At 65.1% G+C, this 26,680-nt stretch carries 23 protein-coding genes; 12 read left to right on the forward strand and 11 right to left on the reverse strand.

What is annotated here, in order from left to right:
• The first annotated feature begins 1 nt into the window (after position 1).
• The 8 genes from CK489_RS18845 (at position 2) to CK489_RS18875 (ending at position 8,133) form a co-directional block, all read left to right on the forward strand.
• Positions 2 to 775, forward strand: coding sequence for a crotonase/enoyl-CoA hydratase family protein (locus CK489_RS18845; protein WP_050627684.1), 774 nt, complete (start codon positions 2 to 4; stop codon positions 773 to 775).
• Positions 776 to 777: 2 nt separating this feature from the next.
• Positions 778 to 1,752: an NAD(P)H-dependent flavin oxidoreductase gene (locus tag CK489_RS18850; RefSeq protein ID WP_245350419.1), complete on the forward strand. Its 975-nt coding sequence runs from the start codon at positions 778 to 780 to the stop codon at positions 1,750 to 1,752.
• A gap of 26 nt (positions 1,753 to 1,778) precedes the next feature.
• Positions 1,779 to 2,996: an ABC transporter substrate-binding protein gene (locus CK489_RS18855; RefSeq protein WP_095733273.1), complete on the forward strand. Its 1,218-nt coding sequence runs from the start codon at positions 1,779 to 1,781 to the stop codon at positions 2,994 to 2,996.
• 140 nt (positions 2,997 to 3,136) lie between these two features.
• Positions 3,137 to 3,625 (forward strand): DUF417 family protein, encoded by a 489-nt coding sequence (locus CK489_RS18860; protein ID WP_050627682.1) that lies wholly within the window; start codon positions 3,137 to 3,139, stop codon positions 3,623 to 3,625.
• 175 nt (positions 3,626 to 3,800) lie between these two features.
• The gene (locus tag CK489_RS18865) at positions 3,801 to 6,023 is read left to right on the forward strand and encodes a fused MFS/spermidine synthase (RefSeq protein WP_198960957.1); all 2,223 of its coding nucleotides are present in this window, start codon (positions 3,801 to 3,803) and stop codon (positions 6,021 to 6,023) included.
• A 182-nt stretch (positions 6,024 to 6,205) separates the two neighbouring features.
• Positions 6,206 to 6,370 (forward strand): hypothetical protein, encoded by a 165-nt coding sequence (locus CK489_RS41410; protein ID WP_158226471.1) that lies wholly within the window; start codon positions 6,206 to 6,208, stop codon positions 6,368 to 6,370.
• Between the two features lie 173 nt (positions 6,371 to 6,543).
• Entirely contained in the window at positions 6,544 to 7,674 is a 1,131-nt protein-coding gene (locus CK489_RS18870) for a serine hydrolase (protein WP_095733274.1), read from the forward strand.
• Positions 7,675 to 7,815: 141 nt separating this feature from the next.
• Positions 7,816 to 8,133 carry a hypothetical protein gene (locus tag CK489_RS18875; protein WP_095733275.1) on the forward strand — a complete coding sequence of 106 codons (318 nt, stop codon included), beginning with the start codon at positions 7,816 to 7,818 and terminating at the stop codon, positions 8,131 to 8,133.
• A gap of 84 nt (positions 8,134 to 8,217) precedes the next feature.
• On the opposite strand, the gene glgA is transcribed toward CK489_RS18875, so the two are convergent.
• Both glgA and glgC read right to left on the reverse strand, forming a co-directional pair.
• Positions 8,218 to 9,669 (reverse strand): glycogen synthase GlgA, encoded by a 1,452-nt coding sequence (glgA, locus tag CK489_RS18880; RefSeq protein ID WP_050627680.1) that lies wholly within the window; start codon positions 9,667 to 9,669, stop codon positions 8,218 to 8,220.
• On the reverse strand, positions 9,666 to 10,928 hold the full coding sequence (gene glgC / locus CK489_RS18885; protein ID WP_050627774.1) for a glucose-1-phosphate adenylyltransferase: 1,263 nt from the start codon (positions 10,926 to 10,928) through the stop codon (positions 9,666 to 9,668). The genes glgA and glgC overlap by 4 nt, the downstream gene beginning before the upstream one ends.
• A 247-nt stretch (positions 10,929 to 11,175) precedes the next feature.
• On the opposite strand from glgC, the gene CK489_RS18890 reads away from it, so the two are divergent.
• On the forward strand, positions 11,176 to 12,408 hold the full coding sequence (locus CK489_RS18890; RefSeq protein ID WP_095733276.1) for a rhodanese-like domain-containing protein: 1,233 nt from the start codon (positions 11,176 to 11,178) through the stop codon (positions 12,406 to 12,408).
• Positions 12,409 to 12,591: 183 nt separating this feature from the next.
• Here CK489_RS18890 and CK489_RS18895 read toward each other — a convergent pair whose 3' ends face one another.
• The 3 genes from CK489_RS18895 to CK489_RS18905 all read right to left on the reverse strand — a co-directional run bounded on the left by CK489_RS18895 (position 12,592) and on the right by CK489_RS18905 (position 16,645).
• Positions 12,592 to 13,596, reverse strand: a complete 1,005-nt coding sequence (locus tag CK489_RS18895; protein ID WP_095733277.1) for an NHL repeat-containing protein — start codon at positions 13,594 to 13,596, stop codon at positions 12,592 to 12,594.
• Positions 13,597 to 13,858: 262 nt separating this feature from the next.
• Complete coding sequence (locus tag CK489_RS18900) at positions 13,859 to 15,160, reverse strand: serine hydrolase domain-containing protein (RefSeq protein ID WP_502694126.1); 1,302 nt, start codon at positions 15,158 to 15,160, stop codon at positions 13,859 to 13,861.
• A 108-nt stretch (positions 15,161 to 15,268) separates the two neighbouring features.
• A complete protein-coding gene (locus CK489_RS18905) occupies positions 15,269 to 16,645 on the reverse strand; it encodes an aminotransferase-like domain-containing protein (RefSeq protein ID WP_095733278.1) in 1,377 nt (458 codons plus the stop codon).
• A gap of 95 nt (positions 16,646 to 16,740) precedes the next feature.
• Between CK489_RS18905 and CK489_RS18910 the strand changes: the two genes are divergently transcribed.
• Positions 16,741 to 17,160 carry a DUF983 domain-containing protein gene (locus CK489_RS18910; protein WP_050627676.1) on the forward strand — a complete coding sequence of 140 codons (420 nt, stop codon included), beginning with the start codon at positions 16,741 to 16,743 and terminating at the stop codon, positions 17,158 to 17,160.
• A 17-nt stretch (positions 17,161 to 17,177) separates the two neighbouring features.
• Here the strand turns inward: CK489_RS18910 and CK489_RS18915 are convergent, their stop codons facing one another.
• Positions 17,178 to 18,377 carry a multidrug effflux MFS transporter gene (locus CK489_RS18915; RefSeq protein ID WP_502694133.1) on the reverse strand — a complete coding sequence of 400 codons (1,200 nt, stop codon included), beginning with the start codon at positions 18,375 to 18,377 and terminating at the stop codon, positions 17,178 to 17,180.
• 315 nt (positions 18,378 to 18,692) lie between these two features.
• On the opposite strand from CK489_RS18915, the gene CK489_RS18920 reads away from it, so the two are divergent.
• The gene (locus CK489_RS18920; protein ID WP_095733280.1) at positions 18,693 to 20,027 is read left to right on the forward strand and encodes an MFS transporter; all 1,335 of its coding nucleotides are present in this window, start codon (positions 18,693 to 18,695) and stop codon (positions 20,025 to 20,027) included.
• Between the two features lie 183 nt (positions 20,028 to 20,210).
• Here the strand turns inward: CK489_RS18920 and CK489_RS18925 are convergent, their stop codons facing one another.
• The 5 genes from CK489_RS18925 to CK489_RS18945 all read right to left on the reverse strand — a co-directional run bounded on the left by CK489_RS18925 (position 20,211) and on the right by CK489_RS18945 (position 25,396).
• A complete protein-coding gene (locus CK489_RS18925) occupies positions 20,211 to 21,152 on the reverse strand; it encodes a YiiG family protein (RefSeq protein ID WP_095733281.1) in 942 nt (313 codons plus the stop codon).
• Between the two features lie 183 nt (positions 21,153 to 21,335).
• The gene (locus tag CK489_RS18930; RefSeq protein WP_095733282.1) at positions 21,336 to 21,971 is read right to left on the reverse strand and encodes an aspartate/glutamate racemase family protein; all 636 of its coding nucleotides are present in this window, start codon (positions 21,969 to 21,971) and stop codon (positions 21,336 to 21,338) included.
• 171 nt (positions 21,972 to 22,142) lie between these two features.
• Positions 22,143 to 23,153: an amino acid ABC transporter substrate-binding protein gene (locus CK489_RS18935; RefSeq protein ID WP_095733283.1), complete on the reverse strand. Its 1,011-nt coding sequence runs from the start codon at positions 23,151 to 23,153 to the stop codon at positions 22,143 to 22,145.
• Between the two features lie 12 nt (positions 23,154 to 23,165).
• On the reverse strand, positions 23,166 to 24,515 hold the full coding sequence (locus CK489_RS18940) for an aspartate aminotransferase family protein (protein WP_095733284.1): 1,350 nt from the start codon (positions 24,513 to 24,515) through the stop codon (positions 23,166 to 23,168).
• 5 nt (positions 24,516 to 24,520) lie between these two features.
• Complete coding sequence (locus CK489_RS18945) at positions 24,521 to 25,396, reverse strand: MurR/RpiR family transcriptional regulator (protein WP_095733285.1); 876 nt, start codon at positions 25,394 to 25,396, stop codon at positions 24,521 to 24,523.
• Between the two features lie 95 nt (positions 25,397 to 25,491).
• Between CK489_RS18945 and CK489_RS18950 the strand changes: the two genes are divergently transcribed.
• A complete protein-coding gene (locus CK489_RS18950) occupies positions 25,492 to 26,679 on the forward strand; it encodes an amino acid ABC transporter permease (RefSeq protein WP_095733286.1) in 1,188 nt (395 codons plus the stop codon).
• Position 26,680 lies beyond the last annotated feature (1 nt).

Genomic DNA, 26,680 nt, shown 5'->3' on the forward strand with positions numbered 1-26,680 from the left:
GATGAGCACCGAGAACGAACAGGTCGTTCTGACCGAGCGGCGCGGCCACATCCTCGTCGTCACCCTGAACCGTCCCGAGGCGCGCAACGCCTGCAACGCGGCGCTCGCGCGCGGCATCTCCGATGCGATGGACTTGCTTGACGCGGAGGACGCGCTGTTCGCGGGCGTCATCACCGGTGCGGGCGGCAACTTCTCGGCCGGTGCCGACCTCAAGGCGGTGGCGCGCGGCGAGCGGGGTGTCACCGAACGCGGTGGCTTCGGATTGTTTCGCCGGCCGCCGCGCAAGCCGCTGATCGCGGCAGTCGAGGGCTATGCGGTCGGCGGCGGGCTCGAGCTTTGCCTGTCCTGCGATCTCATCGTCGCCGCGCGCGACGCCAAGATGGGACTGCCGGAGGTCAGGCATAACGTCGTTGCGATCGGTGGCGGCCTGTTCCGGCTGCCGAAGCGGATTCCCTATCATATCGCGATGGAGCTGGCGCTGACCGGGCAGTTCAAGGGCGCGGAGTATTTCGAGCGCCTGGGCCTCGTGAACCGGCTCGTCGAACCCGGACACGCGCTCGAGGCGGCGATCGCCTTCGGCAACGAGATCCTGGTCAATGGCCCGACCGCGCTCGCTGCGTCGAAGGAGATCATCTTCCAGGCCGCGAACTGGACCGATGAGGCGGGATGGACCGCGCAGGGCCCGATCGCGGAACGCGCCTTGAACTCCGAGGACCGCGTCGAAGGGTTGAAGGCGTTCGCCGAGAAGCGAAAGCCGGTGTGGAAGGGGCGCTGATCATGCAGGCCTCTGCCCGCCGGAGCGCGCTTCCGGCCGCGATCGTGCAGCGGCTTCGCCTGCCGCTGATCGCAGCGCCGATGCTGCGTGTATCCGGTGTCGATCTCGTGACCGCGGTCTGCCGCACCGGCGCGATCGGCGCATTTCCGACCGCGAACGCCGGCTCGGTCGAGGAGCTCGATGCCTGGCTCACCCAGATCGAGCACAATGTCGCGGAGCGCGGCCGCCCGGCCGCACCGCATTGTCCGAACCTCATCATCCGTCAGCCGCGCTTCAAGGATGATCTCGCCTGCCTCGTCAGGCATAAGGTCGAGATGGTCATCACCAGCGTCGGCTCGCCGGCCGCGGCGGTGCAGCCGCTGCACGATGTCGGCTGCCTCGTGTTCGCTGACATCGCCTCGCTGCGGCATGCCGAGAAGGCGATCGAGGCGGGCGCCGATGGCCTGATCCTGCTGACCGCGGGGGCCGGCGGGCAGACCGGCTGGGCCAATCCGTTCGCCTTCGTGCGCGCGGTGCGCGCCATGTTCGACGGTCCGGTCGTGCTCGCGGGCGGCGTGACCGACGGCACCGCGCTCGCCGCGGCGCAGCTGCTCGGTTGCGATCTCGCTTATATGGGAACGCGTTTCATCGCGGCCCGCGAGAGCATGGCGAGCAATGCCTATCGGAGAATGCTGGTCGACAGCACGCTCGACGATATCATGTTGACCAAGGCCTTCACCGGGCTCGACGCCAGCATGCTGCGGCCATCGATCGTCGCCGCAGGCCTCGATCCCGCAAATCTAGACGAGTCCGTGTCGGAGGCGCGGGCGCGCGAAAAGTTCGGCGGCAAGAGCGATGCCGGAGGACCACGGCGCTGGATCGAAGTCTGGAGCGCCGGGCATTCAGTCTCCGGCGTCCATGCGGTGACGGCGGCGGCCGACATCGTCGACGAGATCGCCGCGCAATATCAATTGGCATTCGAAGGAGGCGCCGCCTAAGGCGCCCAATCCAACGGAGGAAACCCATGATGACGGTCAGCCGTAGAACGCTGCTCGGGACGATGGCGGCCGGTCTCGCGGCGTCGATTGGCGGCAAGGCGTCTGCCGGTGCCTCATACGATCCCGGCGCCAGCGACCAGGAAATCCGCATCGGGCAGTTCGGACCACTCAGCGGCCCGGTGTCGTCGTTCGGCGTGCTCGCCAATGCGATGGATGCCTATTTCCGCATGCTGAACGACGCCGGCGGCATCAACGGCCGCAAGATCAAGTTCATCAACTATGACGACGCCTACAGCCCGCCGAAATCGGTCGAGGCGGCGCGGCGTCTGGTCGAAGGCGACGAGGTGCTGTTCATCGCCGGCGCGATGGGAACGCCGGGCAACATCGCCGTGCAGAAATATCTGAACGCGCGAAAGGTCCCGCAGCTGTTCCTGGCGGCAGCCGCCAGCAAGCTGTCGGATCCGGCGACCAATCCGTGGACCATGGTCGGCGGATCGACCTACGAGATCGAAGGAGGCGTCGTCGGCCGCTACATCGCCGGCTCAACGCCCAATGCGAAGATCGGCGTGCTGTATCAGAACGACGATGCCGGCAAGGCGACGCTGTCGGGCCTGAAGGCGGGATTGGGCGCGAAGACCGCGCAGATCGTCTCTGAGCTCAACTATTCGGTCGGCGATCCCACCGTCGATTCCCAAATCGTCCAGATGAAATTATCCGGTGCCGACGTGGTGTTCCTCATCACCATCCCGAAGATGGCGAGCCAGGCGCTGCGCAAGATGGCCGCGCTAGAGTGGCGGCCGCAGGTGTTCCTCGGCGCCGGCAATGCCTCGGTGCGCGCGACGCTGAAGCCGGCGGGGTTCGAGACCGCGCAGGGCATCCTCGCCTTTGCGACCCGGATGGACCCCGGCAATCCGCTCTGGGCCGATACGCCGGACATGAAGCAGTATATGGCGTTCCTCGACCGTTACGTCCCGAATGCCGATCGCGCCGACGATCTCTATGCGATCGGCTACACCGCGGCGGCAACCGCCGCCCACGTCGTCAGCCAATGCGGCGACCAACTGACCCGCGCCAACATCCTGCACCAGGCGACCAACCTGAAGAACTTCGCCGCGCCGCTGCTGATTCCCGGCATCACCCTCAACACCACGCCGAGCGACTATGTGCCGGTCAAGCAGTTTCAGCTGATGCGGTTCAAGGGCGAGGCCTATGAGAAGGTCGGCGAGCTGCTTACTGCGGCCTGACTGATCACATCGCCTGCACATCCTTGTGATGGATGGGACGGACGCCACGCGTAACACGCGCGCGGCGCGCTGCGTAGTCATGTCACGAACGCCGCAACGGCGGCCGATAGCGGCATCGCAGCAAGGGAAGAAACATCCGCATGAATCTGTCGTTCAACATCGCCGAACAGGGCGAGGGCTCGTTTCGTCCGCTCGCGATCCTGCGCTGGGTCATGGTGGTGATCTTCGTGTCGTTCGGCATGCAGAAATTCACGCTGCAATCGGCGCAAGGCATCGCGCAGTTCATCAGCAACAGCCCGTTCGTCTCGTGGCTGTCGGTGTTCGGTCTCCGCGGCGAGGCCTATGTGCTTGGCGTCACCGAGTTCGGCATCGCGGTGCTGCTCGCCGCCGGCGCTTTCAGCCCGCTCCTGTCGGCGATCGGCGCGCTGATGGGCGTGATCACCTTTGCCGTGACCTGGTCGTTTTTCTTCACGACACCAGGGGTGGTGAAATGGAGCCTGTCGACCGACCCGATGGCCTGGAACCTGGCCGGCGAGTTCCTGTTCAAGGACATCGTGCTGCTGTGTGTCTGCCTCGTGTTGTTGCTGGCGTCGTTGCCGCGGTCGATCGTCCGGTCGCGAACCGGGTAGTTGTCGCCTTGGTTAACGATCGCTGAATCAACGGTATCTCGCGGCGACCAAAACGTATCCGCGTTGAAGCGTTCGGCCGAAACGCCGCTCCCGCTGCTCGAATCCGAGGGACCGCTGCAACCGTCGATTGACATATTGTTGCTATGAGAAATCTCCCGAAATTGGGGGGATAAACGTGACTGCCCTTGAACTGTCGACGGCAAGCTCGGTCTCATCAGCTGTGCGCCATCGGATCCTGCCGATCCTGTTCTTCTTCTCCGGAATTCCCGCGCTCGTTTACCAGCTCACCTGGCAGCGAAGCCTGTTCCGCATCTTCGGGGTCAATACGGAATCCGTCACTATCGTCGTGACCGCATTCATGCTGGGCCTCGGGCTCGGCAGCCTTGCCGGCGGATGGATCACGCGGCGGCGCGCCGTGCAGCCCTTGCTGCTGCTCGGTATCATCGAACTGCTCACCGCGGCGTTCGGCGTCGTGTCGCTTGCGATCTTCGAATGGATCGGCGACCTCGCGCTCGACTGGTCGTTGCCGGCCATCGGCGCCATAAATTTGTTGCTGGTGCTGATCCCGACGCTTCTGATGGGCGCGACGCTGCCGATCCTGGTCTCGCACCTCGTGAGAACGTCGGGGCAGACGGCCCATTCGGTCGGCCTTCTCTATTATGTCAACACGTTGGGGGCCTCGGCGGCCTGCCTGCTTTGTGCGATCGTGATCTTCCCTCATCTCGGGATGCGCGCGGCGGTGTACATCGCGGCGGGGATCAATGTCGCGATCGCCGCCGGTGCGTTCATCGCCCATTATCGCCGCAAGGAGTTGAACGACGCGAGCATCGTTGCGCAGCGCCCGCGAACGGCGCCGCCGATCCTTTCAATGCCGTTCGTGATGCTGCTTGCCGCCGTCGGCGGTTTCGTTTCGCTGTCCTTCGAGATCTTTCTGTTTCGGACCGTGTCGTTTGCCTCTGGGTCGAGCTCGATGGCGTTCGCCTTCGTGCTCTGCGGCTTCTTGGCCGGCGTTGCCGGCGGTGCGTACAACACGGCGCAAGTCTGCGCGCGGCTTTCGCCTGCGGATGCGATGGGGGAGGCCGCCAGGGGCTTGATCTTGGCCAACGCTGCGGGCGCTGCCTTTCTGCCGCTGGCGAACCAGTCCGCGGGAATGGGAATCGGATTCATCCTGATCGTGCTCGCGGGGATCTACCTGATCGCGCGGCAATGGGGCGCACTGCTGCCGTTCCTCTCGCATTTCGGCATCGCGGCGGACGATCGCGCCGGCATGCAGACCGCGCTGCTCTACAGCGCGAACATCGCCGGATGCGCCACCGGCGCCGTCGTCACCGGCTTCGTCCTGACGAATTACCTCGGTCTGCAGCACATCAGCATGTTGCTGCTCGGGATTGGCACCCTGTGCTCGCTGCTCCTGATCTACAAGTCCCCGAGCGTGACCGGCGCGCGGGCCAGGGCGGCCGCAACCGCGGTTGCCGTTCTATGCGCCGGAACACTCATTGCGCCGCCGCTGTCGCGGCACCTATTCGAAAACCTCCAGACCCATACGACTTCCAGTCAGGCCTTCGCCCGGGTGGTCGAGAACCGGAGCGGCGTGATTACCGTCGACGCCGACGGCGTCGTCTACGGCAACGGCATGTATGACGGACGCTTCAACACCAGCCTGAAATCCGATCGCAACGGCGTCATCCGCGCTTATGCGCTCAGCCTGTTTCACCCGGCGCCGCGCGACGTGCTGATGATCGGGCTTGCATCCGGGTCGTGGGCACAGGTCATCGCGAACAATCCGGCGGTCGAATCGCTCACCATCGTCGAGATCAATCCGGGCTACACCGAATTGATCGCGGAGCGGCCCGAGGTGCAATCGCTGTTGCATCATCCTAAAGTCACCATCATCGCGGATGACGGACGCCGCTGGTTGCGTCGCCACCCGGGACGGCAGTTCGATGCGGTCATCTCCAACACCACCTGGAATTTCCGCGCCAATGCCACGAATCTGCTCTCGGTCGAGTTTCTCGAACTGGTCAGCGGCCATCTCAATCCCGGCGGCATCGTGTTCTACAACACGACGTCGTCGCGACGGATGCAGAAGACGGCATGCACCGTGTTTGCCCATGGAGCGCGGTTCACCAACCACATGGTGGCGTCGAATGCTCCGCTTGACTGGAACTATGCACGCTGGCGGGCGGTCCTGGAGGCCTACACGATCGACGGAAAGCGCCAGTTCAATCCGGCCGACAAGACCGACCGTGATTTCCTCGACGAGCTGATGAGCGAGTTCCGCCTCGACGGCGAGATGATCGAGCAGTGTCCGACCCTGCTGTCGCGGACAACCGATCAGGTTCTTGTTACCGACGACAACATGGGAACGGAGTGGCGCTACTATCTCGGTCTGGACTAGCAGCGGCATCCAGGTACGCGCGCTCGCGCAGGTGGCATCGGGAACCTGGAACTCGGAACCGGGAACCGGACGATTCGTCGCAGGCAACCGTGTCTTGTCAATCGAATCCCATCGGCCTATGCAACCGTTGATTGACGAATTGTTGCTACTAGGAAACGGTCCCCAGTTGGGAGCGGAATGTGATGAAGTCAGACATATCGGCGGCCGGCCCGGCAGACGCCGGTATCGCCTTTCCGTCCAAGCACATTCCCTGCATTTTTAAAGATCCCGATTTTTTTAGTTCCATTGCAGTTCCCGCACCGTGGCTGGAGTGGGAGGGCGGTCGCGATCGCGGTTTCCGGCAGTGACCGCCGGAACAGCGATCGGGCCGCCCCTTCCCAGCCTGGACAGGTAACGGTGAAATGCGCGCAATCGTGAACGCGGACGACTAGGTTCCGTCGCTTAAGATCGCGATGTCGCCATCTCGCGGTGGCTGAACAGATCAGCCTGCCGTCGCAACATTGTTCCGATCTCGCCCTTGATGAAACAGTGGCTCCCCGTCCGGATCGCGGCCATCGTGCTTGCCGTCGCAGCAAGTGCACTTCCAGGCGCGCGCGCGGATTCCGACATGGATGCGCAGATCAGGGACATCGTCGAGGCGGAGCTCGCGCCGACCGCAACCGCAGCAGATCCGGGCGGCCTCGCCGCCGCGGTCTATGCCGGCGGCCGGGTCACCTTGTTCAACTACGGTTTCGCCGACGCCGCGGCGAAGCGCCCGATCACCTCGGACACGCTGTTCAACCTCGCCTCGTTGCGCAAGCTGTTCGAGGCGGCGCTGGTGGCGCTCGGCACCGAGCGCGGTGAATTGCGGCTCGACGATCCCGTCGGCAAGGTTCTGCCCGAGTTGCACGGCGACTATATCAGCCACGTCACCGTCGGCGAGCTCGTCAACCATACATCCGGGCTGCTGCTGCCGACCGATCATCCGCCCTGGCCGAACGAGACCTTCAGCCGCGATCAGTTCATCGCGATGCTCAATGCGTGGACGCCGCCGGCAGACGTGCAGCCGGGCAGGCAACGCATCTACAGCCATGCCGGCTATGTCTTGCTGCAGCTGGTGCTGGAACGGCGCTATCGCATGCCGATCGCGACCTTGATCGAGAGCCGCATCCTCAAGCCGCTGGGCATGACGTCGACGTTCATTCCGGATCGCGGCGAGGACAATCGCGCGGCGATGCTGCCGGAGATCATGCAACGCATGGTCCAGGGTTACTCCCATCAGGGCATCCCGATCGGTCCGCCTGGCAATCAGCAGAGCTATTACGATTTTCCGGGCACCGGCCAGATGTTCTCGTCGGCGCGCGATCTCGGCATCCTGCTGCGTGCCTGTCTCGACGGCGGGGTGATCGATCCGCAATTGCGCGCGGCATTGCAGATGACCATGCGCGAGAGCTTTCGCGTCGACGCGAAGTTCGGGCAGGGGATGGCATGGGAGCATGTGCGGCTCGACGGCGTCACCGTCATCGACAAGCCCGGCGGCCTCAACAATGCCTCGGCCTATATCGGCCTGGTGCCTGCGCGCAGGTTCGGCATCGTGTTACTCGCCAATCGCGGTGACTATCCGCACGAGATCGCGCGCTACAGGATTCTGCCGGCACTCGCGCGGCTCTGATCAAACCGACATACCCTAGCGATGCTGCGTGCCAATCCGATGACGCGGCCCGGCAGGGGATGCATGCAAAAATCGCGATGGCGCGGAACCATGATCGGCTGTATAAGCCGGTAGCTTCTTCTCCATGTTGAAGAGGCTGATATGACCGATTTGCAAAATCCTGATTTACATACTTGGCTTTCGCAGCAGCCGCACGGCTTGCGGACCTTCAGGACCTTCCAGCAAAAACTCGAGACTTTGAGCAAGGACGACCCCGAGCAACGCGGCGTTTGCCGGCTGCTGAGCGGTCTCGTCGGCAATTATGTCGAAACCTTTGACGAGGAGCCGTTGCCCGTTGCGGTCGCCGACCGCGCCTATGGCAGGCTGCTCGATCTCGTCGCGAGCCTTGATCTCAAGGGCAATCCCGATCGACGCCTCGCCGATATCAACCGCATCGCGTCCTGCGATCAGTTGAACTGAGCATGCTTTACCTGCTCACCTTGAGAGCATGATCTCCGCGCAAACGCTTTGTCGCGAGGGAAAACCGCTTCGCACTTTTCCGGATCATGCTCTGGCGGCGAGCTCGCGATAGAGCGCAGCGTAGCGGCCGGCGCGATTGTGCCAGGAGACGTCGGTGGCCATGCCGGCGAGCTGCAGCCGGCGCCAGGTCACCTTGTCGTTGAACAGCAAGTTCGCTGTGCGCAAGCCATGGGCGAGCGCCTCCGCGGTGACGGGCGCGAACTTGATGCCGGTTGCGGCACTGCCGGTGACCGCGGCTTCGTCGAAGCCGAGTACGGTGTCGGCAAGGCCGCCGACATTGGCGACAACAGGGACCGCGCCGTAACGCAGCGCGCAGAGCTGGGTGAGGCCGCATGGCTCGAACCGCGACGGCACCGCGAGCGCATCGGAGCCGGCCTGGATCAGGTGCGCCAGCGCCTCGTCGTAGCCGATCACGACTGCGATCCGTCCGGGATTGTCGCGCGCCAGCGCGGCGTAGCGATCCTGCAGATCGTGATCGCCACTGCCGAGCAGCGCAAGCTGGATGCCTTCGCCAAGCAAGGTCGGAATGCTCTCGAGCAGCAGGTCGAGGCCCTTCTGCCATGACAGCCGGCTGATGACGCCGAGCAGCATCGCGTCCGATGCGGGATCGAGCCCGAAGCGCCGCTGCAACGCCGCTTTGTTGGCGGCGCGCGCCGCGATCTGCTCGGCGCTGAAGCGCGCGGCGATCGCGGGATCTGTGGCGGGATTCCACACCTCGATGTCGATGCCGTTGAGGATGCCACTCAGCACGTCGGCGCGTTCGCGCAGCAGGCCGCCGAGCCCCATGCCGCCTTCGTCGCTCTGGATCTCCTGCGCATAGGTCGGCGACACCGTGGTGATACGGTCGGCGAATTGCAAGCCGGCCTTGAGCAAGCTGATGGTGCCGTAATATTCGACGCCGTTAAGCGAGTAGGCCTCGCCGGGCAGACCGAAGGTCGCGAGCATGTCCGGCGAGAACTGGCCCTGATAGGCGAGGTTGTGCACGGTCATCACCGTGCCCGGCCGCGGCTGCCCGCCATAGTGCAGGTAGGCCGGCGCGAGGCCAGCCTGCCAGTCATGCGCATGCACGACGTCGGGGACGAAGGAGGCGATTGCACCGCGGCCGATTTCGGCCGCCATCCGTGACAGCGCCGCAAAGCGGATGCCGTTGTCGGGCCAGTCGCGTCCCTCGGGGCCGACATAGGGATTGCCGGGCCGCGTATAGAGATGCGGCGCGTCGAGCGCATAGAGATCGAGGCCGTCATGGGTGCCTCCGAGCACGCGGACCGGCCCGCCATAGAACTCGCCCCAGTGCAGCAGCGTTTCCGCCGAGGCCAGCGCGTTGAGCACGGCAGGATATCCGGGTACCAGCGTCCGCGTCGTGACGCCGTGCTGTTGCAGCGCGGCCGGCAGCGCGCCGACCACATCGGCGAGGCCGCCGGTCTTGACGATCGGGTAGACTTCCGAGGCGACCGCGAGGACGCGGATGGGCGTCATGTCCCGAGCCTGTCGATCATCGATTGCGTGATCAGCGTGATCCCGTTCTCGGTGGTACGGAAGCGCTTGCCGTCGAATTCGGGATCCTCGCCGACCACGAGCCCTTCCGGTATCCGCACGCCGCGATCGATCACCACGTTCCTGAGCCGTGCGCCGCGGCCGACATTGACATAGGGCATGATCACCGCGTTCTCGACATTGGCGTAGGAATTGACGTGTACGCCGGTGAACAGCAGCGACCGCCGCAGCGATGCACCCGAGATGATGCAGGCACCCGAGACCAGCGAGGTCACCGCCTGGCCGCGCCGTCCATCCTCGTCATGGACGAACTTCGCCGGCGGCGTGATCTCGGCATAGGTCCAAATCGGCCATGACCGATCGTAGAGGTCGAGCTCAGGCACCACGTCGGTCAGGTCGATGTTGGCGCCCCAATAGGCATCGACGGTGCCGGCATCGCGCCAGTAGGAACGGGGATCGTCGCCGGAGCGGACGCAGGAATCGTTGAATTGATGCGCCACTGCGCGGCCGTGCTTGACGATATAGGGGATGATGTCCTTGCCGAAATCGTGGGCCGAGTTCGAGTCGGCGGCATCGCGGCGCAATTCGTCGTACAGGAATTCCGAATTGAAGACATAGATGCCCATGCTGGCCAGCGACTTGTCGGGCTTGCCCGGCATCGGTGGCGGATCGGCGGGCTTCTCCAGGAAAGACTGGATCACGCCGTGCTCGTCGATATGCATGACACCGAAGCCGCTGGATTCCGCCCGCGGCATCTCGAGGCAGCCGACGGTAACGTCGGCGCCGCTTTCGACATGCTGCTTCAGCATGATCTCATAGTCCATCTTGTAGACGTGGTCGCCGGCGAGCACCAGGATGTACTTGGTGCCGTGAGCCTCGAGGATGTCGATGTTCTGGTAGACCGCATCCGCCGTGCCGACATACCACATCGTCTCAGACACGCGCTGGCTGGCTGGCAGGATGTCGAAACTCTCGTTTCGTTCCGGACGGAAGAAGTTCCAGCCGCCTTGCAGATGCCGGATCAGGCTGTGCGCCTTGTACTGGGTCGCCACCGCGATGCGGCGGATGCCGGAATTCACCGCATTGGAGAGCGCGAAATCGATGATGCGTGACTTGCCGCCGAAATACACCGCAGGCTTGGCGCGCTTGTCGGTGAGCTCCTGAAGTCTGCTGCCGCGTCCGCCGGCCAGCACGAAAGCGAGGGCGTGACGCGACAATGGTTCATTTCCGACTGATCTCATGGTCATCCTCCCAGAACTTCAGGCCGGCCCCGCTACCTTCTCTTGTCCGGAAGGGCTGATCGGGCGCCAACGGGGCCGATTGGAACGTAGCAAGCGCGTCCCGGTTGGGCAAAGCGGGATGGTGGGTTTTCGTTCCCGTACCCCTCTCTCGTGAAGATCGGGGTTGCGGGCTGGTTAAGCCTATTGACGTCGCGCGATTTCGGCCTAGAGCAGGCCTGCGCATTTTCCCGCCCAGGCCAGCCCTCTCATGACAGTTTCTTCCGTCACCCCCCAGGACATCCGCGCAGCGCTTTTGCTGCGCCGGGAGATCGCGCTGCTCGACGTCAGGCACGAGGCGGAATTCGCCACCGGGCATCCGCTGTTCGCCGCCAACATGGCGGCCGGGCGGATCGCGCTCGAAGCCGAGTTGCGCCTGCCGCGCAAGGACGCGCCGATCGTGCTCTATGACAATGGCGAGGGACTGGTCGCTGTCGCGGCCGACCAGTTGCGGGCGCTGGGTTATGGCAACATCGCCTCGCTCGCCGGCGGCCTCGAGGCCTGGAAGACAGCCGGCTACGAGGTCTTCGAGGACGTCAATTCCTACGCCAAGGCGTTCGGCGAGCTGGTCGAGGCGCGCCGGCACACGCCCTCGCTCAGCGCCGACGAAGTTGCCGCGCTGATCTCGGACAAGGCCAACATCGCGATCCTCGATGTCCGCCGTTTCGACGAGTATGCCACCATGAACATCCCGGGCTCGGTCAGCGTGCCCGGCGCCGAGCTGGTGCTGCGCGCCGGCGGCGCGGCGCCCGATCCCGACACCACGATCATCGTCAACTGCGCGGGCCGGACCCGTTCGATCATCGGCACGCAGTCGCTGATCAATGCCGGGCTGCCGAACAAGGTGAGGGCGCTGCGCAACGGCACGATCGGCTGGACGCTGGCGAAACACGATCTCGAGCACGGCGCCGGCAAGCGCGGCGATGTCGGGCCGTTCGAAGGTGCCCCCGACAATGCGCGCGACGTCGCCTATCGGGCCGGCGTCCGTCACATCGGCGCGACCGAGCTCGCCGCACTGGAAGGCGACGCACGCCGTACGCTGTATCGCTTCGACGTGCGCGATGCCGAGGAATATACCGCCGGTCACCTCGCCGGCTTCCGGCATTATGCCGGCGGCCAGCTGGTGCAGGAGATCGACATGGCCGCGCCGGTGCGCGGCGCGCGCATCGTGCTGACCGACGACAGGCGCATCCGCGCCGACATGACGGCGTCCTGGCTCGCGCAGATGGGCTGGGAGGTGTATGTGCTCGAAGGCGGATATGATGGACCGCTGGAAGTCGGACCGCCGCGCGTCGTGCCGAGGCCCGACCCCGCGCACCGCTACCGGCGTCCCTATGAGGGCACCGATGTCGCGGAACGGGCGATGCAGGCCTATCTCGATTGGGAGTACGGCCTCGTCGACCAGCTTCGCCGCGACGGCACGCACGGGTTTTACGTGATCTAAGCAACCGTGTGGCTCGGCTCATGCGCCGCGGCCTATCCCCGTCATTGCGAGCCAACGGGTCGCGCGAATGCGCGCCCGATGACAGGCTCCGTGAAGCAATCCATCGCTACCGCATATGCGGCGAGATGGGTTGCTTCGTCGCTATCGCTCCTCGCAATGACGAGGCTGGATGTATCCGGCTCCCTACTTCGGCAGCGCGACCGGCGTCAGCTTGAACGGGCCCGGATCCTTGCCCTTGTTATCGCCGATCACGTAGGACAGTTTGCCCTCGGCGACCCAGCCGACATCACCGACCTGGGTCACCGAGACCGGCTCGGCCAGACCATCCTTGATGGTGTCGATCGTGGCCTCGCTGCCCTTCACCGTGACCTTGTCGAGCTTGCCATTGCCCTCGATCAGCAGGAGACCGCTGCCATGGGCGCGTAGCGCGTCGGCGTGGTCGAGTGGCCGCGACGGCTTCAGCTCGGTCACGGCACCGGCCTTGCCGTCCTGCATCTCGATCTTGAACAGCTTGGCCGGAATGAAGGTCGTGACATAGAGATTGCCGTCGGCGCCGATCGCAATGCCGTCGAGCCCGACCCCGTCCTTGGCCGGCGCGAGCTGCGGATCGGTCGCGAAGGTCGAAAGCGCGGTGCCGCCGGGCTTCAGGCTGTAGACGAACGGCGCGAAGGAATCGCTGACATAAGCCGTGCCGTCGGCGCCGACCACGATGTCGTTGCAGAACGATTTCGGATCGCTCAAGGCGAAGCTGCCCTTCGGCGCGCCGCTCTTGAGGTCGAAGGTCTTCAGCCATGCGCCCTTGGTGTCGCTCGGCCCCGCGACGCCCATCGCGCTGATGTCGTTGGAGCAGACATACAGCGTGCCGCTCTTCTCGTCGGCGAGCACGCCCAGCGTCGAGCGGCTGTCGCCGGCGCCAGGCTTGACCAATTGCTCGGCCTTGCCGCCCGAGACCTTGGTCACCCCGCCATGATTGAAGCTGCCGACATAAAGCGTGCCGTCGGAGGTCGAGGTTACGCTCTCCGGAAAACTTTTGTCGGGAACGCCGACCGGAGCGGTTTCGGCGCGAGCCGCGCCGGCCATGCCGAGCGCAAGGATGACGGCCGCAGCGCTGTTGAGTGTTGCGCGGCGGATCTCCAGCGTTTCTCCCGTTGCGCGCGGACGTCCCGCGTCGCCATTGTTCTTTATCATGATCGCGTTTCCTCAATGGACCTGGTTGGACCAGGCAGGATTGTGAGGCGATCGTCTCCGGTCGATGGTTGTTGTGCGCAGGGTTCCCGACCGGATCGTCACCGCCTGCCTTGTCGTCTCGATATATACGATAGTATATAGCGAAAGGGAAGCTGAAGCGGGAAGCTGCGACGGCGGAAAGGCGCGTCATGGAACGGGAATCGGTGTCACACCACTGAGTGTCGCGTCGCTGCGCGCGACGCGAAGCAATAACCGACGCGACTCAGTCCGGGCTGAACGCGTCGTACACCAGCTTGCGGAAGATCGGCGTGATGCGCTGGCGTTCGTTCTGGGTCTGCTCCAGCATGATGTAGATCATGTCGAGCTTCGGATCGACGCCGAAATAGGTTCCGCTGCCGCTGTCCCATTTCAGCTCGCCGATCGAGCCGGGCGGCGGCGGCTTGGCGATGCCGGGATCGGTGCGCACGGCGATGCCGTAACCATAGCCAAAGCCGTCGCCGGGGAAGTACCAATAGTCGCGGCCGACGCCGGAACCCGGACCGATATGGTCCCTCGTCATGTCCTTGAACGCGGCCGGGCTCAGATAGCGCTTGCCGTCGAGCTCGCCGCCGTTGAGCAGCATCTGCGCAAAGCGCGCGTAATCGAGAATGGTCGACACCAGGCCGCCGCCGCCGGACTCCCACTCCGGATGCGCGCGCCGGTCGTTCTCCCCGTCGATCAGGATCGTGTCCGAGGGCAGCGGCTCCGCCAGCCGCGTCCGTTCGGTCTCTGCATCGAGCACAAATCGGGTGTCGTTCATCTTCAGGGGATCGAAGATGCGCTCCTTCTCGAACTGGTAGAGCGACTTGCCCGAGACGATCTCGATCACCCGGCCGAGCACGTCGGTCGAATGACCATAGCGCCACAGCGTGCCGGGCTGCCGCGACAGCGGCAGCTTGGCCAGCCGCGCGGTGAACTCCTTGTTGTCGAATTTGCCGTCGAACAGATGCCCTGCGCGATAGATCTTCTGGATCCAGTCGGCGCCGATATATTCGTAGGTGATGCCCGAGGTGTGCCGCATCAGGTCCTCGATGGTGACCGGGCGGATCGGCGGCACCAGTTCCACCTTGGCCGGATCGTTGCCGCCGTCCGGTTCGATCGCGACCTTCACGTCGGCGAATGCCGGAATGTATTTCGACAGCGGGTCCTGCGGCGACAGCTTGCCCTCGTCAACCAGCATCATGGCGGCGGTGTTGGTGATCGGCTTGGTCATCGAATGCAGCGCGAACATCGTGTCCGGCCGCATCGGCGACTTGGTCGTGACGTCACGATAGCCGAAGGTCTTGAGATAGATCGGCTTGCCGTGCTGCTGGATCAGGATGACGGCGCCGGGCAGCTTGCCGCTCGCGACCTCGTTGTTGAAGAATTCGGTGATCCGTTCGAGTTTCTCCGGCGACGGGGCGGGGGCGCCGGTGGCGCGCGCGACGCCCGATGTCACAAGCGCAAGACAGGCGACTGCGGTCAATGCTCCGCGAAGCGTCCGCACGGCGAGGTGGATCGTCGCCCGATCATATCCGCATGACATTGAAAAAAGCCGCCCCTGCCTGATGCCTTGAACGCCGCAGCCTTAGCGCAGGCGCCCCCGCACCATAATCATTTTCAGGCGACATTATTCCCTAACGATGGTCGAAATTCAGACAATTTGCGTGGCGCCGACCGGCGTCCGCACGGCATTCGACAGCACCTGCAGCGCCTGGCTCAGTTCGGCGCGGTTGCGCGCGGCGCCGAGCGACACCCGCAGGCCGCGCGGCGCGGCGTCTCCAGCCGCAAAGGCATCTTCGCCGACCACGGCGAGACCATTGCGCATCAGATGCGACAGCAGGTCGGTGCCGTCGAAATGCTTTGGCAGCGGCATCCAGAGATGGTGGCTGGCCGGCCGCGCCGCGTAGGTCACGCCCTTGAGGAAGCGGGCCGCGAGCTGCTGGCGGGCGGCCGCCTCGTTGCGGATGGCGCGGATGATGTCGCCGGCGACGCCGGAGCGCAGCCATTGCGTGACCAGCGCCACCATCAGCGATGGCGGCATCTGCATGGTGGCCTGCATGTCCGCGCGCATGCGCTGCTCGGCGCTCGCATCGGGCGCCAGCAGATAGGCGACGCGCAGCGCGGGCGCGATGCATTTCGCGATGCTCGCGGCAAGGTAGGTGCGTTCGGGAATCAGGGTGGCAATCGGCGCCATCTGCGGTTCCAGCGGGCCGTAGACATCGTCCTCGATCAGCACGCAGCCGCGCTTCCTGATGATGTCGGCGACCGCCTTCCGCCTGATAGCACCCATCGTCGCGGTGGTCGGGTTCTGCTGCGTCGGCACCAGATAGACCGCCTTCGGCTTGTGCTTGCGGCAGGCCTCGTCGAGCGCGTCGGGCCTGGCGCCCTCGGCGTCCATCGCAACGCCGACGAGGCGGACGTCGAGCCGCGCCGCCGCGGCCTTGATGCCGGGAAACGTCAACGCCTCCGTCACCACCACATCACCGGGCGATGTCAGCTCCAGCAGCGCGTTGAAGATGATCGCCTGCGATCCCGGATAGATCACGATGCGGTCGGCGGTTGCCTGCGGCACGCGCGATGCGAGCCACGCCGCGCCGACCTCGCGCTCGTCTGCGGTGCCGCCGGGCCGGGCATAGCCGAGATAGGCGGAGAACCCGGCCTCGGAGCGGATGGTCGCAAGTCCCTGTGCGATCCGCAGGTCGAGATTGGCCTCGACCGGCTGCGGCGGCAGGTTCATCGACAGGTCGATGTTGACGGGGGCTGATAGCTCGGACGCTGCGCGCGCGGTGGTCTCCGACACGAAGGTGCCCTGGCCGACGCGGGCGTCGAGCAGCCCGCGCCGCCGCGCCTCGCCATAGGCGCGCGTCACCGTGGTGAGATCGATGTCGAGCGCGGTCGCCAGCGCGCGATGGGTCGGCAGCCGCTGGCCGCGGACCAGCCGGCCGCTGGCGATGTCGGCGGCGAGCGCGTCGACGATGCGCAGGAACATCGGGCCTTGCCATTCCGAAACTGTAGGGATCCAATCCATGCAATCCGGCGCTTTGTCTTTGATTGTATGCTCTACGAGGCATATTGTATGGATCATCAGATCAGGTCAAGGACAACAGTCAAAGGACGACGGCAATGACCGAGACGGTTTCCCTGCAAAAGGCGATGTGGCGCGGCTTCACGATGAAGTGCCCGAACTGCGGGCGCGGCCATCTGTTCGGGCGCTTCCTCAAGGTGGCGGATCATTGCGAGGTGTGCAGCGAGGACTTCACCCCGCAGCGCGCCGACGATTTCCCGGCCTATCTCGTCATCGTCGTGGTCGGCCACGTCGTGGTGCCGGCGCTGCTCTGGATGGAGATGACCTACGCGCCGCCCGCGTGGCTGCAACTCGCGATCTGGCTGCCGGTGACGCTGTTCAGCGCACTCGCGCTGCTGCAGCCGACCAAGGGCGCGATCGTCGGCCTGCAATGGCAGCTCGGGATGGAGGGATTTGCGGCGACGCGGCGTGCAGCGGCTCCGGTTCGGGCTAACGTTGCTCGGACCAGGGAAGCCTGACGCGGGCTACGGGTTCGTCAAATCGGATGATGATGCGGCCGGAACATCCGGCCCTTCTCGGTCACCAGCACCACTGCTAGCGCGGCCAGCGTGCAGAGGAAGAAGCCGGTCGCGAACGGCAGCAGCGTGCCGTCGTAATCCTGGCCGATCGTGGTGCCGACACCGATTCCGAGCAAGGTGGTGATGGTGCCGTACAGCGAGGAGGCGGTGCCGGCGATCTTGCCCTGCGGCTCCATCGCCAATGCAGTGAAGTTCGCCATCATCAGGCCGAACGCGAACATCATCAGGCCCGATAGCACCATGAACAGCGGCAGCGACAGCGTGCCGGTCTTCACGGTGAGGAACAGCAGCCCGGCGACCACGGCAAAGCCGGTCAGTGCGGCGTGCGAGATCACGCGCATGCCGATGCGGCCGACGATGCGCGAATTGAGGAAGCCGGCGATCGCGACGCCGACCGCGCAGGCCGCGAAGGCGACCGGGAAGTAATGCCCGAGCTTGAAGATCTCGGTGAAGATCTGCTGCGACGAGAACACGAAGGCGAACAGCGAGCCCTGTACGCCGCCGGCTGCGAGCGCATAACCGAGCGTCTGGCGGTTGGTGACGGTCTGGCGGAACGCGGACAGTACGTCCGGGATCGCCAGCGACTTGCGCAATTCCATCGGCAGCGTCTCCGGCATCCGCATCGCGCTCCAGGCCAGTGCGATCACGCCGTAGATCATCAAGAGCACGAAGATGCCGCGCCAATGCGTCAGCAGCATCACGGCCTGGCCGAATGACGGCGCGATCACCGGGACTGCGATGAACACCATCATCGCCAGCGACATCACGCTCGCCATCCGCCGTCCGGCGTAGCAGTCGCGCACGATCGAGGTCGCGATCACGCGGGTGGCTGCGGTGCCGAGCCCTTGCAGCGCGCGCGCCAGCAGCAGCGTCTCGAACGAAGGCGCCATGATCGCGAGCAGGCCGGCGATGGTGTAGACGGTCATGCCGCCGAGCAGCACCGGGCGGCGGCCGAAGCGGTCCGACAGCGGGCCCATCACGAACTGGCCGACGCCGAAGCCGACCAGGAAGATCGACAGCACCATCTGCGGCCGGTTGGCGTCGGCGATCTCAAACGCGGAGCGGATGTTAGGCAGCGCCGGCAGCATCATGTCCATCGCCAGCGGGTTCAGCGCCATGATCGAGGCGATGACGACGACGAATTCGGGAAAGCCCATCGGGCGGTGGCCTGAGGAAACCCAGGCGTCGGCATTGATGTCAGACACTTACGACCTCTTGGAGAGCCTCGGATCATAGTTGTCTTGCTGCGTTGCACAATCGGCATTTCCAGATGGGAGACCGTCGGCGAGGGCTGAGGTAATCCGTTCATGGAACCGGACCGCGGGCCTCGGCTGGGGAGATATCGTTGCTGCTGCAACTATTTAGCTCGTGCCGCGCGAAAACCTCTGCTATCCCCCGTACCAGCATCCGCACGGGGCAGGCGCATCGCGCCGATCACGCCGCGCGGCCAAGAACGGGTTTGGGGAGGCCATATGTCCATCGAAATGTCCGCGCGCTCGCGCGGCGCTGAACTGTCGGATGAGGAGCGCAAGGTCCTTACCGCGACGCTCGTCGGCACCACCATCGAGTGGTACGACTTCTTCGTCTACGCCCAGGCGGCGGGCCTGGTGTTCGGCGCGCTGTTCTTCGCGCCGATGAACGCGAACAACCCGCTGCTGGCACAGATCGTCTCGTTCGCGACGCTCGGTCTCTCCTTCCTGTTCCGTCCGCTCGGGGCCATCGTCTGCGGCCATCTCGGCGACCGCTTCGGGCGCAAGAACATGCTGGTGGTCACGCTGCTGTTGATGGGCGCTGCGACCGCGCTGGTCGGCCTGCTGCCGACCTATGCGCAGATCGGCGCCTGGGCGCCAGCACTCCTTATTCTGCTTCGCATCCTGCAAGGCTTCTCGGCCGGCGGCGAGTGGGGCGGCGCGGCGCTGATGGCGGTGGAATCGGCACCTCGCGACAAGCGCAGCTTCTTCGGCTCGTTCCCGCAGATCGGCACGCCGCTCGGCATGATCCTGGCAACCGGCGTGTTGTGGGTGCTCACCACGACGCTCGGCAAGCAGGCGATGATCGAATGGGGCTGGCGCATTCCGTTCCTGCTGTCGATCCTTTTGATCGTCGTCGGCATCGTGATCCGCCGCACCGTGGAGGAATCCCCGGTGTTCAAGGCGATGCAGCGCCGGCACAAGGAATCCTCCGCGCCGCTGCGCGAGCTGATGCGCAATCATGCCAAGGAGATTTTCCGCACGGCGCTGATCTTCATGGCCAACAATGCGGCCGGCTATATCCTGATCGCGTTCCTGATCAGCTACGGCGCCAACACGCTGAAGATGCCGTCCGACCAGTTGCTGCTGGTCGGCACGCTGGCGGCGGTGAGCTGGTTCGTCTTCACGCTGCTGGGCGGCATCCTCGGTGACAAGATCGGCCGCGTCCGCTGCTTCCAGATCGGCTACGGGCTGATGGTGCTGTGGGCGGTGCCGATGTGGTTCCTGATCGACAGCAAGAACCTCCTGCTGTTCTTCGTCAGCGCCGTCGGCCTCACCATCGCGCTTGGTTTGTCCTATGGCCCGCAGGCGGCGCTCTATGCCGAGCTGTTTCCGGCCAAGGTGCGCTATTCCGGCGTCTCGATCGGCTATGCGCTCGGCGCCATCTTCGGCGGCGCCTTCGCGCCGATGATCGCGCAATGGATCATCGGCACCTACGGCGAGTCGTGGCGCGTCGGCGTCTACATCGCGGTGCTGGCGTTGATCTCGCTGATCACGGTGTCGACCATCAAGGACCCGCAGGGCGTCGATCTGAACGTGAATGACGCGGGTACGTAGGCTATGAGGGGTGTCTCCCGTCATTGCGAGGAGCGATAGCGACGAAGCAATCCACGGCTCCGCGTATGCCGCGCGATGGATTGCTTCGCTGAGCCTGTCATCGGGCGCGCGTTCGCGCGACCCGTTGGCTCGCAATGACGGAGATCATGCCCCAGGCAGCGCCGCAATGTCGGGCACGGCCACTCAGATGCGGGCGCCGCGGTTGTAGCCGTCGACCAGCTGATTGTAGTCGCGCATCAGCCGGGGCGGCGATCCTTCCACCATCCAGCCGGCGCCGACGTTGCTAAGCATCATCTTCTCACCCGAGCTGTAAGGCACCTTGTCGCGAACCCGGCGCATCAGTTGCTTCGCCGTGGTGAGGAATGATTTGGCGCTGCCGATGAACATCGAGCCGAGCTTGGCGTCGCCGTCCTTGCCGGAGGCGTCCTCGGTTGCCTTCACTGTGGCCTCGTACTCGTTGAGCGCCTGGGTTATCGCGTCGATGTCGGGTTTGTCGGCCTGCTGCGCGCGAAGCACGCGTTTGGCCTGTATCATCAGGGCCTCGACATAGTAGTGCGTCTTGCGGCCTTCGCTCGCCTCGATCGCGGCCAGCTGCTCGGCGGCGCGCTTGTCATTGATGGCCTCGACGCCGGCGCGCAACGCCTTGTCGGCGCCGGCGAACGCATCCCAGGCCGCGACCAGGCGCGGATGTAGCGCCTTGCCCTTGGCCATCTTGTCGTCCTTGTAATTCTCCTGGGTGTAGTAGTCGTCCGCCTCCTTCAACAGCGGCTCGAGCGTGGTGACGGCAGCCACATAGGCATTCGCAGCGGCTTCAAGCCCGGCGTCGTGCGGCTCCGCCGCATTGGCGGCCGCGACATTCGTCTTGCAGTCGGTTGTGTCGTAGATCGTGTAGGTGCCGTAGATGATCCGCTCCTTGCCGGTGGGACCGTTCTTGGCGGCCCAGGAAAAATAGCGGTCGCGGGATTCGTACGATCGTGCCGAGAGACGGTTGATGCACCCGACATAGGCGTTCATCTTTTGCGTCAGTTGCGCATTCGCCGGCGAAGCGGGCGGGGCCTGCTGGGCGGCGGCCGGTTCGAGAAAGGCAATGACGGCCGCAATCACAAGGAAAGTCGCATTTCGCATCAGGAGTTTGCCCTCATCTCAGCCGGAAGTCGGCCACGCAAGTCTAGGAAGATTATGTGACGGCAGAAGGTGACGTCACGAAGCCTCCGCCGAGGCCGTGCGGCACATTATCGTTAGACTTGTTGGTCGGCTACGGGGCAATCAAGTCGATTGATCGCCGGAACTCGGTGCGCAAATGCGCGCTTAGTTGATTCCGAGCATCGTCTTCAACTTCAGCACCGCGCTGTCGGGCGTCGTCAGCACTTCGCGGCCGGTGGCTTCAGCGACGCGCTCGGCGGCGGGCGCCATACTGTACTGTGCTAGCGCGATCAGGTCGCAGTCGCGCAAGTCCCTGCTGGCCTCGACCACGATGCGGTCGTGCTCGGCACGGTCGCCGCGATCGAGCGCGGCCAGCGCGCCCTCGGCGAGCTTCGGCACCAGCGTTACGGACGACGGAAATTCCGGCGGCATCGACACCAGCGTCGGCGGGAAGGTCGAGAGCAGGCCGATCCGCTTTCCCCGTGCGATCGCCTGTTCGATCATCGCCTCGTTCGGCTTCAGCACCGGCATCGGCGCGTGCGCGCGTGCCACCGCCTCGATGCAGGGCCCGAATGCCGAGCAGGTGAACAGAATGCCGTTGGCGCCGGTGCCGGCCGCATAGCGGCCCATCGTGAGGAAGCGTTCGGTCATGCGCTCGGTCAGCCTGCCATCGCGCGCGAGATCGGCCGAAAGACTGTCGTCGAGCAGGTTCATCAGCCGCGCCTCCGGCCAATGCCGTGCGAACGAGGCCTCGATCGGCACGATCGAGTGCTTCAGGGCATGAATGAGGGTGATGCGCATGATTTTCTTCTCCCTCTCTCCGCAAGTCGGGGAGGTTGGAGGCTGATCCATCAACTCGTCATTGCGAGGAGCGATAGCGACGAAGCAATCCATCGCCGTACTTGTGGCGCGATGGATTGCTTCGCTTCGCTCGCAATGACGGGAGCAACAGGTTCAAGGCTTCTCAGGCCGTCACTTGAACGGGATCGCGTACATCAAGCCGCCCTTGCTCCAGGTGGCGTTGAGGCCGCGCTCGAGCTTTAGCGGGCTAGCCTTGCCGACATTGCGCTCGAAGATCTCGCCGTAATTGCCGCCGGCCTTGATCGCCGCCACCAGCCATTTGTTGTCGAGGCCGAGCCGGGAGCCGAGATCGCCGGACGCGCCGAGCAGGCGCTGGATCGCCGGCACCTGCGACTTCGTCATCTCGTCGACATTGGCCTGCGTGACACCGAGCTCCTCGGCCTCGACCAGGCCGTAATGCAGCCAGGTGATGATGTCGCTCCACACCTCGTCGCCGTTGCGGGTGAACGGGCCGAGCGGCTCCTTGCTGATGGTCTGCGGCAGCACGACGTAGTCGTCGGCCTTTGGCGCTGCGGTCGCGACCGCGCCGGCGAGCGCGGAGGCGTCCTGGGTCATGGCATCGCAGCGGCCGCCGAAGAAGGTCTGGTACATGGTGTCGGGACGATCGAACACCAAAGGCTTCCAATCGATGCCGTTGGCGCGGCCGTAATCGCCGAGCGTCACCTCATGCGTGGTGCCCTGCGCGACGCAGACGGTGGCGCCCTTGAGATCCTTCAGCTCCTTCACGCCGAGGTCCTTCTTCACCACAAAGCCCTGGCCGTCGTAGAAATTGACCGGACCCTGGCGCAGCCCGAGCGTGGTGCCGCGCAGATAGGTCTGCGTCGAGTTGCGGTAGAGCACGTCGATCTCGCCGGACTGCAGCGCGGTGAAGCGGTTCTGCGCGGTCAGCGCGACGTAGCGCACCTTGGCGGGATCGCCGAGGATGCCGGCGGCGAGCGCGCGGCAATAATCGACGTCGAGGCCCTTGAAATTGCCTTGCGAGTCCGGCGCCGAGAAGCCGGCAAAGCCGGTCGAGACGCCGCACACCAGCGTGCCGCGCTGCTTGATGGTGTCGAGCATCGCCGCGCCTGCGGTTGAGACACTTGCGACGAGCAGGCTCGCCGCGATCAGTACGTTCCTCATTCTGTCCTCCTCCTAATGACCGACGTCTTTCAATGCGCTGTCTACTGCAGCGCCGAGCCTTTCGACGATCATGTCGATGTCGCCGGAAGTTGCGATATAGGGCGGGGCGAGCAGCACGTGGTCGCCGCGCTGGCCGTCGGCGGTGCCGCCCGACGGATAGCAGCCGAGCCCGCCGGCGAACGCCGCGGACTTGATCCGCTGATGCAGCTTCAGCTTGGGATCGAACGACTGCCGCGTGCCGCGATCGGCGACCAGCTCGATGCCCCAGAACAGGCCGCGGCCCCTGATGTCGCCGACATGGCGGTGATTGCCGAAGCGTTCGATCAACCGCTGCTCGAGCTGGCGGCCGCGCTCCTTGACCTGATCGAGCAGCTTCTCCTCGGCGATCGTCTTCTGCACCTCGAGCGCGGCGGCGCAGGCGAGCGGATGCGCCAGGTAGGTATGGCCGTGTTGAAACGCGCCGGAGCCGTTGCGTACGGTGTCGACGATGCTGCCGCTCGCAAGCATCGCGCCGATCGGCTGATAGCCGCCGCCGAGGCCCTTGGCGATCGCCTGGATGTCGGGCGAGATGCCTTCCTGCTCCCACGCATGCAGCGTGCCGGTGCGGCCCATGCCGCACATCACCTCGTCGAGGATCAGGAGCGCGCCGTGCCGGCTGCAGATCTCGCGCGCCGCCTTGAAGTAGCCCTCCGGCGCCGGCACGCAGCCGGCGGTGGCGCCGACCACCGGCTCGGCGATGAAGGCGGCGACGTTCTCGGGGCCGAGCCGCTGGAATTCGGCATCGAGTTCAGCGGCAAGGCGCGCCACGAACGCGGCCTCCGATTCATCGTCGCGCTTCTCGTGATAGGCAAAAGCTGGGGTGACATGGCTGAACGACGGCGACAGCAGCGGTGCATAGGGCTCACGGCGCCAGGCATTGCCGCCGGCCGACAGCGCGCCGAGTGTGTTGCCGTGATAGCTCTGGCGGCGAGCGATGAAGCGCGCGCGCTTCGGCTCGCCGCGCTCGATGAAATATTGCCGCGCCAGCTTGATCGAAGCCTCGATCGCCTCCGATCCGCCGCTGACGAAGTAGACATAGCCGAGGCCGCCGGGCTCGTGGCCGACCAGCCGTTCGGCGAGCTCTTCGGCGGGCTCGGAGGAGAAGAAGCCGGTGTGTGCATAGGCGATCTTCGACGCTTGCTTGGCGATCGCGGCGAGAATGCGCGGGTGCTGATGGCCGAGGCACGACACCGCCGCGCCGCCCGAGGAGTCGAGAATGCGGTGGCCATCCTCCGCGATCAGCCAGACGCCGTCGCCGCCGATCGCTTTCGGCGGGGTTTCGCGCAGGCTGCGATGCATCACGCGGCTCTTGTTGGCTGCCATGACACTCATCCTTTCTCGACAGTATATTGCGACATCCTGGCAAGCCGGCCTTCGGTTTCTTCCAGCTTGCGTTTCGCTCCGGCGCCGCCGAGCGTGAAGGCGACGGCGGCGAGCGACTGCGCCACCGCGATCGCGCCGGTGAGGCTCGGGAAGAAGCCGGGCGAGGAGGCGGCCTCGAACAGCAAGAGATGATCGGCGCCCTCGGCCATCGGCGCACTGATCGTGTCGGCGATCGCGATCAGCGTGGCGCGCGCCTGATGCGCCGCACGCGCCGTCTCGACGCTGACCCAAGTGTAGGGCGCAAAGCCGATCACGACCACGGCATCCTCGGCGCGAAAGGCGCCATGGTCGAGATCGAACGGACCGGAACCGCCGACCAGCTGCACGGCGTCGGGACGGAACAGGCGGAGCTGATAGGTCAGCAGTTCCGCCACGCTGCGGCAGCTGCGAAAGCCCGTGATCCAGATCCGGTTTGCCGTGTGCAGCGTACGCGCGGCGTCCGCTATTGCGTTCGCGGAAATGCGTGCTAGCCCGGCGGCTTCGGCTTCGAGCTTGTCGTGAACCAGTTTGACGTCGGCATTCGGTCCGCCGCGGCGGCTTTTCGCGCGACCGGAGAACGGCGAGCCCTGCGCCGGCCGTCGCGCCTCGGTGAGTGCGGCGCGCAATTCGTCCCAGCCGGAATAGCCGAGCGCTTTTGCCAGACGGGTAAAGGAGGCGGGATCGGCGCCGGCGACGGATGCGAGTTCGCGCATCGAGCGGGTGGTGGCGTCGTAATCGTTGGCTGCGACAAACCGACCAACCTCCTGCAAGCGCATTGGCAGCGACGGCAATGCGCTGCACAATTCGGTCAAGGGCGATGGTTTCGGCTGAGCCTGGGCCATGAAACATATGTTGCACAGTTATCAATTTGGTGCAACATATGACGCGCGCACATAGCGCATGGCAGAAGATCGCTTCTCACCGGGATCCTTGTGCTGTGACGACATCGACGCCGAAACGCCCACCCGCCCGGCCTTGGCGGCTTTCGCTCAGCGATCCCCGCGTCGCCGGCCTGTTCTGGCAGGTCCTGGTGGTTGCCATTGCAGTCGCCGTCGTCGCGTTCCTGTGGTCGAACGCGGTCCATAATCTCTCGGTACGGCGCATCTCGACCGGCTTCGCCTTCCTCGGCCGCGAGGCCGGCATGCCGATCGCCGACAGCTGGATCGACTACACGCCGAAGGACACCTATCTGCGCGCCTTCATCGTCGGCGTCGTCAACACGCTGCGTGTCGCCGTGATCGGCATCGTGCTGGCGACCGTGATCGGCACGCTGGTCGGCATCGCGCGGCTGTCGTCGAACTGGCTGCTGGCGCGACTTGCCGCCGTCTATGTCGAGGTGCTGCGCGACCTGCCGCTGCTGCTTCAGCTCTTGTTCTGGTACGTGCTGATGCAGGGCTTGCCGGCGGCGCGCCAGGCGTGGAAGCCGATCGGGGGCGTCTTTCTCTCCAATCGCGGATTGATCCTGCCTTCGGTCCCGCTGCATGAGGCCAATTGGTGGACGGTCCTCGCGCTGGTCGCCGGCGTTGTCGCCTTCACGATCGTGAGGCGCCGTCTGATCGCGCAGCAGGTGCGCGACGGCCGGGCGCGGCCGGCCTGGCCCTACGCGCTCGGCCTCATCGTCGCGCTGCCCGCGCTGGTGTCTTTCCTCTCGGGCGCGAGCTGGAGCATCACGCTGCCGGAGCTGCGCGGCTTCAACTTCGTCGGCGGCCTGACCCTGGCGCCGGAATATTTCGCGCTGCTGATCGCGCTCGTCACCTACACCTCGGCCTTCATCGCCGAGATCGTGCGCAGTGGCATCCAGGCGGTGCCGCGCGGCCAGTCGGAGGCGGCCAAGGCGCTCGGGCTGAAGCGCGGCTTCGTGCTGCAACACATCGTGCTGCCGCAGGCGCTGCGCGTCATCATCCCGCCGATGACCAGCCAGTATCTGAACCTGACCAAGAACTCCTCGCTCGCGGTCGCGGTCGGCTACCAGGACATCGTGTCGGTCGCCAACACCACGCTGAACCAGACCGGGCAGGCGATCGAGTCGATCGCGCTGATCATGATGGTGTTCCTCACCATCAGCCTCGGCATCAGCCTGTTCATGAACTGGTACAACGCGCGGATCGCGCTGGTGGAGCGCTGAC

The sequence above is a fragment of the Bradyrhizobium sp. UFLA03-84 genome (assembly GCF_002289535.1).
Lineage (GTDB): Bacteria > Pseudomonadota > Alphaproteobacteria > Rhizobiales > Xanthobacteraceae > Bradyrhizobium > Bradyrhizobium viridifuturi.